Source organism: Variovorax sp. HW608 (assembly GCF_900090195.1).
Taxonomy (GTDB): Bacteria; Pseudomonadota; Gammaproteobacteria; order Burkholderiales; family Burkholderiaceae_C; genus Variovorax.
This window is the reverse complement of the sequence record NZ_LT607803.1, coordinates 6,425,936-6,438,593: the sequence shown is the minus strand read 5'-3', so window position 1 is coordinate 6,438,593 and position 12,658 is coordinate 6,425,936. Positions and strand designations below refer to the sequence as shown.

Here is a 12,658-nt window from a genome sequence, read left to right as displayed (position 1 = left end):
GCAAGCAGGAACCCCCATGCCCAAAGTCAATTCATTCGATCTGCTCCTGTTCGGCGGCACCGGCGACCTCGCCATGCGCAAGCTGCTGCCCGCCCTCTACTTCCGTCACCGCGATGGCGACCTGCCGCCGCATGGCCGCATCCTGGGCCTGGCGCGCGAGACCCTGAGCCGGGCCGAGTTCATCGCCAAGGTGGAAGCGAGCTTCGACCGGTTCGTGCCCGCCGCCGACATCGACAAGGCGACCTTCGAGACCTTCGCCGAGCGCCTGGACTACGCCAAGGTCGAGGCGAACACGCCGCAGGACTTCGGCGTGCTGGCCGATACGCTGAAGGACTCGCCGGCACAGGTGCGGGTCTTCTTCCTTTCCACCGCACCGGACTTCTTCGCCCCGATCTGCAAGAACCTGGCGGCGGCCGGCCTGGTCGACGCGAACTCGCGCGTCGTGCTGGAGAAGCCCCTCGGGCGCGACCTGGCCTCGGCGCAGAAGATCAACGAGGACGTGGGCAGCGTCTTCACCGAGCCGCAGATCTTCCGCATCGACCACTACCTCGGCAAGGAGCCGGTCCAGAACCTGCTCGCGCTGCGCTTCGCCAACGCGCTGCTGGAGCCGCTGTGGAACCGCACCTGGGTGCGCAACGTGCAGATCACCATCGCCGAGCAGGTCGGGGTGGAGACCCGGGGCGATTTCTACGACCGCACCGGCGCGCTGCGCGACATGGTGCAGAACCACCTCCTGCAGTTGCTGTGCATCGTCGCGATGGAGCCGCCGACCTCCATCCACCCGGACGCGGTGCGCGACGAGAAGCTCAAGGTCCTGCGCGCGCTCGCGCCCATCACGCGCGCCAACGTCGGTGCCTGCACCGTGCGCGGGCAGTACCGCGCGGGGACGGTCAACGGCGCCGCGGTGCCGGGCTACCTCGACGAAGCCGGCATCCCGCCCGACACCTCGACGGAAACCTACGTGGCCATCCGCGCCGAGCTCGAGAGCTGGCGCTGGTCGGGCGTTCCGTTCTACCTGCGCACCGGCAAGCGGATGGCCGAGCGCGTGGCCGAGATCGTCGTCAACTTCCGCAGCATCCCGCATTCGATCTTTCCGTCGGCAGGCAAGGAAACGCTCGGCAACCGGCTGGTGATCCAGCTCCAGCCGGAGGAGGGGCTCGAGCTCTTCATGATGGCCAAGGTGCCGGGCGACACCATGAGCCTCAGGCCGGTCGGCCTGAACCTGGACTTCGCCGAGCAGTTCAAGCAGCGCCCGATGGAAGCCTACGAACGGCTGCTGCTGGACGCCATCCGCGGCAACCTGACGCTCTTCATGCGCAGGGACGAGCTGGACGCCGCGTGGCGCTGGTGCGAGCCGATCCTGGACGGCTGGCAGGCCTCCGGCGAGATGCCCAGGCCCTACGGCGCCGGCTCATGGGGGCCCGCCGCCTCCAGCGCACTCGTCGGACGCGACGGCGCGGCCTGGCGCGAGGAGTCCTGAGTTCCACGCAACCCCATTCCGAGACACACGATGAACACCCCTCGCTGCGATCAGACCCAGGCCTGGCGCGCCCTCGCCGAGCACTACCAGTCGCAAGGCAGCAGCTTCGACCTGCGTGACGCCTTTGCCCGCCACCCTGGACGCTTCCAGGCGCTCTCCTTCGAGGCGCCAGGCCTCTTCGCCGACCTGTCGAAGAACCTCGTCGATGCCCAGACGCTGCGCCTCCTGTTCGAACTGGCACGCGAATGCGAACTCGAACAGCGGCGCGACGCGATGCTCGCGGGCGCGGCGATCAACACCACCGAAGATCGCGCGGTGCTGCACACCGCCTTGCGCGCCCCCCGTGGCGACGGGCCCTTCAGCGACGAGGTGCACGGCGTGCTGGACGCGATGCTCGCCTATGCCGAGTCGGTGCGGGACACCCCGGCCAGCGGCATCCGCCACATCGTGAACATCGGCATCGGCGGCAGCGACCTCGGGCCGCAGATGGTGGTGCCGGCGCTCGAGGCCTTCGTGCACCCGCAGCTGCGCTTCCACTTCGTCTCCAACGTCGACGGCCACGACATCAGCTCGGTGCTGCGCCACCTGCATCCGGCCGACACGCTGTTCGTCATCGCGAGCAAGACCTTCACGACGCAGGAGACCATGGCCAACGCCCATGCGGCCAAGTCCTGGTTCCTGGCCAACGGCGGCAGCGACACGGCGAAGCACTTCGTGGCCACCACCACCAACGTGAAGGCGGCGGCCGAGTTCGGCATCGAGACCACCTTCGGCTTCTGGGACTGGGTCGGCGGGCGCTATTCGCTGTGGTCGGCCATCGGCCTGCCGATCGCCCTGGCCATCGGCGCGGACCACTTCCGTGCCCTGCTGGCCGGCGCCCACGAGATGGACCGCCACTTCGCCACCGCGCCTCTCGCAAAGAACCTGCCGGTGCTGCTGGGGCTGATCGACGTCTGGTATCGCAACTTCCACGGTTTCACGACCCGCAGCGTCGCGCCTTATCACCAGGGGCTCAGGCGGCTGCCGGCCTACCTGCAGCAACTGGAGATGGAATCGAACGGCAAGTGCGTGGACCAGGATGGCAACGCCTTGCCTTTCGCGACCAGCCCGGTGGTGTGGGGCGAACCCGGCACCAACGGCCAGCACGCCTACTTCCAGATGCTGCACCAGGGCACCGACGTGATCCCGGTCGAATTCGTGCTCGTCAAGCACCCGACGCACGACCTGGCCGACCAGCACACCAAGCTCCTGGCCAATGGCCTGGCGCAGGCGCAGGCCCTGATGCTCGGCAAGCGGACGGACCAGGCGCTGTCGGAGCGCGCGCCGACGGCCGCGAAGTCGCTGGCGCCGGAAGTCGTCGCGCGGCACCGGACCTTCCCCGGCAACCGGCCCAGCACCACGCTGCTGCTCGACCGGCTGACGCCTCGCAGCCTGGGCGCGCTCGTCGCGCTGTACGAGCACCGCGTCTTCACGAGCGGCGCGCTGTGGGGCATCAACAGCTTCGACCAGTGGGGCGTCGAGCTCGGCAAGGCGCTCTGCAACGAGCTGCTGCCGCGCATTGCCAGCGGCGACACGCAGGGCCTCGATGCCTCGACCGCGGGGATGATGAAGCGCCTGTTCGGCTGAGGCGGATCGGCCCGGTCTGCCTACTTGGCCGGGGCCTGCGGCGCGGCGGGTCCGGGACCGCGGGCCGTCTCGACGGCCTTCGCCGCGGCCTGCGCCGCCTTGCGGGTCGCCTCGGCGGCAGCTTCGAGCGCTTCGCGCGTGGCCTGGGCCGCCTTCTCGGCCTCCGCCTCGGTCGACTGCGCGGCAATCCTGGCGGCCTCTTCCGCGCGCCGCAGGGCCTCCTCGCTGGCCTGGGTCGCCTTCCTGCCTTCTTCCAGCGCCGCGTTCGCGGCTTCCTTGCTGGCGTCCAGTGCCATGGCCGACGATTCCGAGGCCTTTTCCTCGAAGCGTCTCGACGCGTCCGTTGCCTTCTTCGCGGCGCGCCGAATGGCTTCCGCCAACGCCTTCGAAATCTTCCCGGCGTTGATCTTGCCTTGCTCGGCGGCGGCGCTCGCGGCGTCGGCCGCATTCTTGGCCGCGCGTTGCGCCTCCTGCGCGGCCTTGCTGGCGGCGTCCTTGGCCTTCTGGGACGGCGTCGACACCGGGCTCAGCTGACCCGGAGGCTCCAGGCCCGCGGCGGAAGAGGCGGTGCCGAGGGTGAGGGCAAGAAGGGCGATCAGGATCTTCATCGGCATGGCTGGCTCCCAATGATCGATAGGGCGAGCTTCATGCGGGCAAGGCCCGAGGTGGTTGAGCTATCGCAAAGAACCTCGCTCGTCCTGCCATCGGCATCCATGTCTGCTGCTTCAGCGGACCGAAGCAGCGCAGAACAGCGCCAGTTCGGCCATGACCTGGCTGGCGGCACGCTGTGCGGCGATCACGCCGCCGTAGGGGTCCTCGGTGGGCGCGTCGACGCGGGCGTCGAACTCGCGGCTCGCCACGACCTTGCGGGTCGCGGTGTCGATCAGGGCCGCGCGCAGCGTCAGGCGCACATGGCTCGGTGTCGTCGAGAAGTCCTGCTGCAGCCGCACGATTTCGGTCTCCAGCCGGAACTGGCCGACCGCCGAGGTGGGCGTGCCCAGAACGGCGTGGAACGCGCCGGTGCCTCCGATCGCGCGCACCATCTGCGGGGCCAGCATGTTCGACGGCGTGTCCACCCATTGGTTGTGCGCGAAATACTCGATCTCGTAGGGCCGCCGCACGTAGGCGATCTGCGAGCTCTCGAAGCCCGGCGTGGCGCGTGGAAGATCGACGATCAGTGTCCGCGTGGGCGCAACCGGTCCCGCCGTCGCAGCGGACGCCTCGCTCTCGCCGGAAAGCGCGAACAGCGTCGGCGAAGCCGCCGGCTCCGGCAGGAGCGACCTGGCGCAAGCGCCCAGCAGGGCCGAAAGCAACGCGGCGATCAGCGCTGTGCGCGCGGCATGACCGGACCGGCGCATCATTTGGCAACCTCCGCGCAGCAGCGCTTCGGTATTCGCCTTCGGAGCGGCCGCGCGGCTCATGGGCGAGCCCCTTCGCCGGGGCCGGGCCTTCTCGTGGGGGCGCCCACCAGCAGGCTGTTCGGATTGCGTTCCGTCTGTTCGCTCAGGCGCTGCAGGGAAACGGCGAGCTGGTTCATCTCGCCCAGCAAGTTCGCCAGCGCGGGCGCCGCGTCGGCACTGACCGCCTGGAGGCCACCCGCCGCCGCCTCGACGCTGCGGCCGACACGCTCGCTCGCATCGTTGACCTTGCCGGCCATCCTGTCGACCGAGTCGGCGGCCGCCGCGATGCGGTCGACCGCACGATCGAGATGCTCGCTCGCGCGGGCCGTGTTGCCGGCGGTGCGCGCCGCGTCGGCGATGCCGCTCGAGAGCGCGGCCTGCTGCTCGGCCAGGGTATGGGTCAGGGCCGCGGTGTCCGCGAGCATCTGCTTCAACGCGGCCCGCGTATCGGCATCGAAGATGGCGTTCAGGTTCGAGGACATGCGGTCCACGCTGGCGAGCACCGTGGAGAGCACGCTTTCGAGCCGGGTGCTCAGCGAGGGCTTGGAGGGGATGGTGGGAATGTCCTCGGCATTGGCGGCGCGAAGCGGCGGCGAACGGGCCGTGCCGCCGCTGAGCTCGACATAGGCGATGCCGGTGAGCCCCTGGGTCTTCAGCACCGCCTCGGTGTCCTTCTTGATCGGCGTTCCCTGCTCGATCAGGAAGCGCAGCCGCACCTGGCTCGAATCCGCGGGATCGATCGCGATTTCCTTGACCTTGCCGACGTCGACGCCGAGGTACTTGACCGGCGCATCCACGTTCAGCCCGGAGACGGATTCGCGCATGATCGACTGGTAGGTCCCGTAGCGCTTGCCGCCATGGGCGCCGGCGGCCAGCCACAGCACGCCCGCCACCAGCGCGGCGCCGAGCAGGAGCACGAATGCGCCGACCAGTCCGTAGTTCACCTTGTCGTCCATGGCGCCTCCTTTTCGCGGCGATTCTGTGCCGCCGATGCGGCGGCCCGCTGCTGGCGCGGGCCCTCGAAGTAGCCGCGCACGATCGGGTGCTCGTGCCGCGACAGTTCCTCCATCGAGCCGCTGGCCAGCACCCGCCCTTCGCCGAGAACCGCAACGCGGTCGCAGACCTGCCACAGCAGATCGAGGTCGTGCGTGATGATCACGATCGTCAATCCATAGAGCGCGTGGGTGCGCAGGATCAGCTCGCTCACGCCCGCGGCGCTGTCCGGGTCCAGCCCGGAGGTCGGTTCGTCGAGGAACAGCAGCTCGGGGTCGAGCGCGATCGCGCGCGCCAGCGATGCGCGCTTGAGCATGCCGCCGCTGAATTCGCCCGGCTGCTTCAGGCCGGCATCGGGCGGCAGGCCGGTGAGGGACAGCTTCCACTCGGCGATGCGGTCGATCAGCGCGCGGTCGAGCCGGCTGTGCTCGCGAAGCGGAAGGCCGATGTTCTCGCGCACGTTGAGCGCGCTGAACAAGCCCCCGTGCTGGAACATGACGCCCCATCGCAGCCGCAGCGCATGCGCCTCGGTCACGCTGAGCGTCGCGGCGTCGTGGCCGAACAGATGGATCGAACCCGAAGTCGGGCGCTGCAGCAGGATCATCTCGCGCATGAGCACCGACTTGCCCGAGCCGCTGCCGCCCGCGATCGCGAGGATCTCGCCGCGCCGGACCTCCAGGTCGAGATCGGCGTGCACCGTATGGCTGCCGAAGCGGGTGCAGACCTTGTTCATCGCGATCACCGTGTCGGGGGGCGGCGCCATGGGTGCCCGGGCCCTACAGGTCCAGCATGTTGAAGGCGACGGAGAACAGGGCGTCCGCCACGATCACGAGGAAGATCGACTGCACCACGCTCTTCGTCGTCTGCCGGCCCACGCTGTCGGCGCTGCCACGGGTGCGAAAGCCCTGGAAGCAGCCGATCAGCGCGATCACGAGCGCGAACACCAGCGACTTGCCGACGCCCACCAGCAGCGTGGTTGCGTGCATCTCGCGGCCGAAACGATCGAAGAATTCCGGAAAGCCGATGTCCAGTTGCGCTCGTGCCATCACCATGCCGCCCAGCACGCCGGTCACGTCCGCGAACATGGTGAGCAGCGGCAGCGAGACGGCAAGCGCCATCACCTTCGGCAGCACGAGCAGCTCGATCGGATCGATCGCGATGGTGCGCATCGCATCGACCTCCTCGGTCACGACCATGGTGCCGATCTGGGCCGCGTAGGCGGAGCCGGAACGCCCGGCGATGATGATCGCGCTGATCAGCGGGGCGAACTCGCGCAGCATCGCATAGCCGACCAGATCGACCACGAACACGTTGGCGCCGTAGTGCCTCAGCTGGTCCGCGCCCTGGTAGGCCACGACCACGCCGAGCAGGAACGAGGTGAGTCCGATGATCGGGAGTGCGTCGAAGCCGTCGATCTGGATGTTGCGCAACGCGGTGCGCCAGCGGATGCGGCGCGGGCGCATCAGCAAGGCCAGCGCGGCCGTGGCGGCCTGTCCCACGAAGCGCAGCAGCCCGAGCGCCTGCTGTGCCGCGGCCTCGGCCTGGCGGCCGAGTCGCTCCAGGGGGGACCGCGCGGGCGGCTCCAGCAAGGGTCGATCGGGCTCTTCGCCGACCCGTGTCATCAGCATCTGCATGCGGGGCGGCCAGTTGCGCAGCGCGGCCTCCGCACCGTGCCGGCGCAGCCAGCGCTGGAGCACCCAGGCACCCGCGCTGTCGATGGCCGCGAGCGAGGCGCCATCCAGCACGACCGTGCCGGTGCCGCAGGCGTGCGCGTCGAGCGCTTTGGGCAAGTCGCCCAGACCGCGCACCGTCCAGCTGCCGGCCAGCGACCATCCACCATCGGCCAGCGGGGACATGCTGGCTTGGGACGGTTCCACGGTGGCGTGCATGGCGAGGATCAGGGGTTGTCTGCCGCACCCGGATCGAGCGCCGCGGCGATGGCATCGTAGACCGTTTCGGATGATCAGCCCATGCTAGGAACCGGAGCCTCCGGTCGATTGACGCATATCAATTGTTCGCTCGATCCCGTGCCGATGCGGCATGGACACGCGCATGGCAGGCTCCTACGATTTCCTGCACGTGCAGGCGCTGCGCGCCTCGCGGGATCGAATCGGCAGATGCAACGCCAGTGGAAAGGTCGATCATGAAGACAGATGCCCAACTCAAGAAGGACGTGGAGAGCGAACTCGAGTGGGATCCGGCGATCAACGCAGCCCACGTCGGGGTCATGGTGGAGAACGGCGTGGTCACGCTCACCGGGCACCTCGGCACCTACGGGGAGAAGTTCCTGGTGGAGCGCGCGGTCCAGCGCGTGCAGGGCGTCAGGGCGCTTGCGCTCGAGCTGGATGTCAAGCTTGCGCCGAGTCACCAGCGAAGCGATTCCGAGATCGCGGCCGCTGCGGAAGATGCGCTGACGTGGAGCGCGCAGGTCCCTGCCGGCATCAGCCTGAAGGTCGAGCAGGGATGGGTCACGCTCAAGGGCGACGTGGAGTGGGAGTACCAGCGCAATGCGGCGGCGCGCGCCGTGCGCTCGCTCAAGGGGGTGGTGGGTGTCAGCAACAGCATCGTTCTGAGGCAGCGTGCCGCTCATTCCAATGTGGCGACCAAGATTCGCGAGGCATTGGTTCGCCAGGCCGAGAAGGAGGCAGAGGACATCGACGTGGTCATCGATGGATCCGAGGCGACACTGCGTGGCACCGTCCACTCGTGGGCGGAGCGTACGGCCGCGCAGGCTGCCGCATGGTCCGCCGTGGGCGTCACGAGTGTCGTCAACGAACTGAAGGTCGCGAACTGAGGTCCTGCGGCCGAGCTCGAGGCCATGCCGCCCGTCATGCCGCCGCCGATCGATCCCTGGCTCTGGGGGACGATCGCGATGGACGTTGCGATGGCGTCCCACGCCAGTCGCGACGCCCTGGAGGAACGGCGCCGGCAGCGCCTGCGCCACCTGCTGGCCTGGGCCAGGGAGCGCTCGCCGTTCTACGGGCGTGTGCTGCGCAACCACGATGTCGACAGGGTCCGCCTCGAAGACCTGCCGGTGGCGAGGAAGTGCGAGCTGATGAGCCATTTCGACCAGTGGGTCACGGATCCCGCGATCCGGCTCGACGGCCTCTGCCGCTTCGTCTCGGATGCCAGCCGCATTGCCGAACCCTTCCTGGGCCGCTACCTGGCGTGGGAGAGCTCCGGCAGCAGCGGCGAGCCGGGTGTCTTCGTCCAGGACGATCTCGCACTCGCGGTGTGCGACGCACTCGACGCGGTCCGTGGGCCGATGTCCCGGGCCATGCGGCAGCTCTTCGGCCCCTGGGCGTGGGGCGAGCGGATCGCGTTCGTCGGCGCGACGAACGGCCATTTCGCGAGCACGGTCTCGATCGAGCGGCTGCGGCGGCTCAATCCCGCGCTTTGGCAGCGCTTGCGCTGCATCTCGTTCATGCAGCCGATGGAGGCCATCGTCCGGGACATCGATGCCCTGGCGCCGACGGTCATCGCCACCTATCCGAGCGCGGCGGCGCTGCTGGCTGAGGAGCGGCTCGGCGGACGGATGCGGACGGTCCCGCGCGAGGTGTGGACCGGTGGCGAGGATCTGTCGCCCGCCAAGCGCGACTTCATTCGCCGCGCCTTCGACTGCCGGCTGATCAACAGCTATGGGGCCTCGGAGTTTCTGTCGCTCGCCTTCGAGTGCGAACGGGGCGCCATGCACCTGAACTCCGATTGGGCCATCCTGGAATCGGTGGATGACCGGGGCCGCGCGGTGCCGGCCGGCGAAGCCGGCGCGACGGTGCTGCTGACGAATCTTTCCAACCACGTCCAGCCGATCATCCGATACGACCTGGGCGATCGCATCGTCGTGCATGCGGACCCATGCGCGTGCGGCTGCCATCTGCCCGTGATCGAGGTACAGGGTCGTTGCGAGGACACGCTCTGCCTGGGCAGCGAGCGCGCCGGTTCCGTCAAGGTGCTCCCGCTCGCATTGAGCACCGCGATCGAGGAGGGGGCCGGGCTCTTCGATTTCCAGCTCGTTCAGAAGGGGCCGTGCGATCTCCTGCTTTGCACCGGATCGCGCAGTGCCGATGCGGAACTCGCGCTCCGGAGGGCGCAGCGCGTGCTGGGCGAGTTCCTGCGATCGCAGGGGGCGACCGACGTGCGGATCGAGTGCCGATGTGGAGAGCCGGGGCGCGTCGGCCGCAGCGGCAAGGTGTCGCGGGTGGTGGGCGCTCCCGCGCCGTCTGCCTGACGCAGGATTCAGGCGCCGAGCAGGGTGTGGACCAGCACGGCCTGCATGATGCGCCGGTGGCTTTCCTGCATGGCGTCGCGGTCGATGGCCACGCCGCCGATCCAGAGGATCCAGTGGCTGGCCCGGGAGGCGTCCGCGATGGCCGGCGTTCCTTCGCCCCCGGCATCGGCGAGCGACTTCATGAGGATCGCGATGCCCATCGTGCGGGCCGCCGTCACGAACATCTGGGCCCGCCGACTGCGTCCGTTCCCGACGAAGACGATCCGCCGCCCAGCCGGCGCCTGGCGCTCGCAGAGCGTCCAGAGGTCTGCGATGACCCTGGCCGGATGGGTGTCGAGCGCGAGGCCCGGGAAGACGGGCACGCCGGCGTGCAACGCGATCAATCGCTGCGCCGAGGCGCCCAGGTCGTCGCAATCGATGGCGTCGTACATGCGGCCGAGCATGCGTGCCAGCGTGATGAGCTCGCTGCTTGCATCGGCGCTGCCGTCCTGGGGAGCGAAGTCCAGCAGGGCCACCCGCGCGCCGAGCGCTTCGGCGGCATGTTGAAGTTGCGACGCCCGGGGAGCCCCCTTGGCGCGAAGCAGCGCGAGGTTCTTGCCACGCAACGGCGCGGCCGAGGACTGCCGCAGCTGGTCGGCGGTCGCGATGAGTGAAGCGATCCTGCTGGCGGACGTCAAGGGATCGTCCGCTGCACTTCGCACGGCATGAAGCATCGTCACGTGGACGACGCTACGCCGGTTGAGCCCGCCGGACTTGACGCTGCTCAAGTCTGCTGTGTTCTCGCGTGGACGCAGTTTCAGCGCAGCTCACTGCGCCCGGTTCTTGAGCACCCGGCCGATCGCGCGTTCGAGCTCGGCGCGGGTATAGGGCTTTGCCAGCACCTCCCACCCCATCGGGTCGTCGAGCAATTCACCGGAATAGCCCGACATCAGGAGGATCGGAAGGCCGGGGCGTCTGCGCCTTGCCCTGGCCGCCACCTCGGTGCCACGCAGGCCGGGGCCGAGGAAGACGTCGGTCAGCAACAGATCGACCGGCTGGTCTTCCAGTACCTGCAGGGCCTGCTGACCGTCCGTGCAGGGCAGCACCTCGAGGCCCATCGATGTCAGAAACTGCCGGACCACGGCGATGACTTCCGGGTCGTCCTCGACGAGCAGGACCTTCAAGCCCTTGGGGATATTCGCTCTGGGGCTGGCGCTTTGCACTTCGGCCTGGACCTCGCCGCCGCCCACGCGCGGCAAGTACAAGGTGACGGTGGTGCCGTGGCCCGGCGTGCTCTCGAGGGTGGCCGCCCCCCGCGATTGGTGTGCGAAACCGTACACGGTGGCCAGGCCGAGCCCGGTGCCTCGCCCGCTTTCCTTGGTGGTGAAGAAGGGTTCGAACGCCCGCTCGCGGACGGCTTCCGGCATGCCTTCACCGGTGTCCGAGATCTCGATGGCGATGAAGCCTGCCGCGCCCGCCTCCGCGAGCTCGAGTTCCGGCGGCTTCGTCACGGCCACATGGCAGTTGAACCTCAGGGTGCCCCCCTTCGGCATGGCATCGCGCGCATTGAGCGCAATGTTCAGGAGCGCGGACTCGAGCTGGACGGGATCGACCGTGCACCGCAGGTCGACGGCGACGTCGAGTTCGATCGCGATGCGCTGGTCCAGCGTCCGGCGCAGCATGCCGGTGAGGGAGCGCAGCAGAACGCCGAGGTCGACCACGGTAGGTTGAAGCACCTGGCGGCGCGAAAAGGCCAGGAGCTTGGCGGTGAGTTCGGCGCCGCGCTGCGTGGCGCGGAGGGCCGAGTCGACCAGCGGCTGCACGAGCGCATCCGATGCGTACGCGGGCACATCGCGCAGGATCTGGAGATTGCCGGAGATCACCGTGAGCAGGTTGTTGAAGTCATGCGCGATGCCACCGGTGAGCTGGCCGACCGATTCGAGGCGCTGTGCATGGTTCAGCGCATCTTCGCTGCTGGCGCGCTGCAGGACCGTCGCCAGCAGGCTCGACAGCGATTCCAGAAAGTTCAGTTCGTCCTCGCCAAAGGTGCGCCGGGTGCGGGAACGCACGGCCAGCGCCCCGATCGTGCGGCCCCGGTCCGCCAAGGGCACCAGCAGCTTGCAGACGACCCCGGTCTCGCGATCGCTGGGCGTCAATTCGAGGCTTCGTTCGGCGTGCCCGTCGCTGTCACCCGCCACGACGGCCTTGCCTTCGGCCAGGACCATTTCGAGCGCGGAGCCCGGCTCGATCGCGAGCCTGAGGCCAATCCTCTGTGCCGAATCCGGGCCAGCGGCCGTGGCGACCCGGACCTTGAGTCCGTTCGGCTCGAGCAGCCGGACTTCGGCCATTTCCACCTGCAGTGCATCGGCAGCCACGACGGGCACCTCGGCCAGGAGTTTTTCCGATTCGCGGGCATCCACGGCGAGGCGCCCGAATTTGGCCAGGTGCTCCGCATAACGCGCCCGCTGAAGCGCCTGCTTGACGCGCGGATAGTCCGTGATGTTGCGGATGGCCGCCACCACGTAGGGCAGCCCATGGTCCTGCAGCGGGCTGAGGGCGATCTCGACCATCACTTCGCGCCCGTCACGGCGCCTGGCGACCAGGTCCATCTGCGTTCCCATCGGACGGGGCCGCGGGTGCGCAGCATAGGCATCCCGGTACGCCGCATGGCGCGGACGGATGGCATCGGGCACGAGGACATCGACGCCGAGGCCCAGCAACTCGTCGGCTTCGTAGCCCAGGAGCGCGAGCGCGGCGGGATTGGCCAGGCGAATGATGCCTTCCAGATCGACCACCAGGAGCGCGTCCGGATAGGCAGCGAAAAGCGAGCGGAAGACCGTACCTTCGTCGAATTCGGGAGCTTCGTTCATGGCGCTCATTCTCGGCCACCGCGCGGTTCCACCGAAGCAGCGGTCATGGGCCGGCCCGCGGCTCGCGGGTGGCGAAAGACCA

The 12,658-nt window shown here is 68.9% G+C and carries 11 protein-coding genes; 4 read left to right on the top strand and 7 right to left on the bottom strand.

From position 1 onward, the window contains the following. Positions 1–16: 16 nt before the first annotated feature. On the top strand, positions 17–1,480 hold the full coding sequence (gene zwf / locus VAR608DRAFT_RS30440; protein WP_088957465.1) for a glucose-6-phosphate dehydrogenase: 1,464 nt from the start codon (positions 17–19) through the stop codon (positions 1,478–1,480). A gap of 30 nt (positions 1,481–1,510) precedes the next feature. Continuing rightward, the gene (gene pgi, locus VAR608DRAFT_RS30435) at positions 1,511–3,106 is read left to right on the top strand and encodes a glucose-6-phosphate isomerase (protein ID WP_088957464.1); all 1,596 of its coding nucleotides are present in this window, start codon (positions 1,511–1,513) and stop codon (positions 3,104–3,106) included. 20 nt (positions 3,107–3,126) lie between these two features. On the opposite strand, the gene VAR608DRAFT_RS30430 is transcribed toward pgi, so the two are convergent. The 5 genes from VAR608DRAFT_RS30430 to VAR608DRAFT_RS30410 form a co-directional block, all read right to left on the bottom strand. Then, the gene (locus VAR608DRAFT_RS30430) at positions 3,127–3,720 is read right to left on the bottom strand and encodes a hypothetical protein (protein WP_088957463.1); all 594 of its coding nucleotides are present in this window, start codon (positions 3,718–3,720) and stop codon (positions 3,127–3,129) included. Between the two features lie 111 nt (positions 3,721–3,831). Further along, entirely contained in the window at positions 3,832–4,467 is a 636-nt protein-coding gene (locus VAR608DRAFT_RS30425) for an ABC-type transport auxiliary lipoprotein family protein (protein ID WP_157731166.1), read from the bottom strand. 56 nt (positions 4,468–4,523) lie between these two features. Continuing rightward, entirely contained in the window at positions 4,524–5,462 is a 939-nt protein-coding gene (locus tag VAR608DRAFT_RS30420) for an MlaD family protein (RefSeq protein ID WP_088957461.1), read from the bottom strand. Further along, entirely contained in the window at positions 5,447–6,262 is an 816-nt protein-coding gene (locus VAR608DRAFT_RS30415) for an ABC transporter ATP-binding protein (protein WP_088957460.1), read from the bottom strand. The genes VAR608DRAFT_RS30420 and VAR608DRAFT_RS30415 overlap by 16 nt, the downstream gene beginning before the upstream one ends. 13 nt (positions 6,263–6,275) lie before the next feature. Continuing rightward, complete coding sequence (locus VAR608DRAFT_RS30410; protein WP_231973016.1) at positions 6,276–7,388, bottom strand: ABC transporter permease; 1,113 nt, start codon at positions 7,386–7,388, stop codon at positions 6,276–6,278. Positions 7,389–7,642: 254 nt separating this feature from the next. Between VAR608DRAFT_RS30410 and VAR608DRAFT_RS30405 the strand changes: the two genes are divergently transcribed. Beyond that, positions 7,643–8,293, top strand: coding sequence for a BON domain-containing protein (locus tag VAR608DRAFT_RS30405; RefSeq protein WP_088954165.1), 651 nt, complete (start codon positions 7,643–7,645; stop codon positions 8,291–8,293). A 24-nt stretch (positions 8,294–8,317) separates the two neighbouring features. Continuing rightward, entirely contained in the window at positions 8,318–9,727 is a 1,410-nt protein-coding gene (locus VAR608DRAFT_RS30400) for a phenylacetate--CoA ligase family protein (protein WP_088957459.1), read from the top strand. Positions 9,728–9,735: 8 nt separating this feature from the next. Here the strand turns inward: VAR608DRAFT_RS30400 and VAR608DRAFT_RS30395 are convergent, their stop codons facing one another. After that, positions 9,736–10,494, bottom strand: coding sequence for a hypothetical protein (locus VAR608DRAFT_RS30395; protein WP_088957458.1), 759 nt, complete (start codon positions 10,492–10,494; stop codon positions 9,736–9,738). 39 nt (positions 10,495–10,533) lie between these two features. After that, positions 10,534–12,576, bottom strand: a complete 2,043-nt coding sequence (locus VAR608DRAFT_RS30390) for a PAS domain S-box protein (RefSeq protein WP_231973015.1) — start codon at positions 12,574–12,576, stop codon at positions 10,534–10,536. Positions 12,577–12,658: the final 82 nt, after the last annotated feature.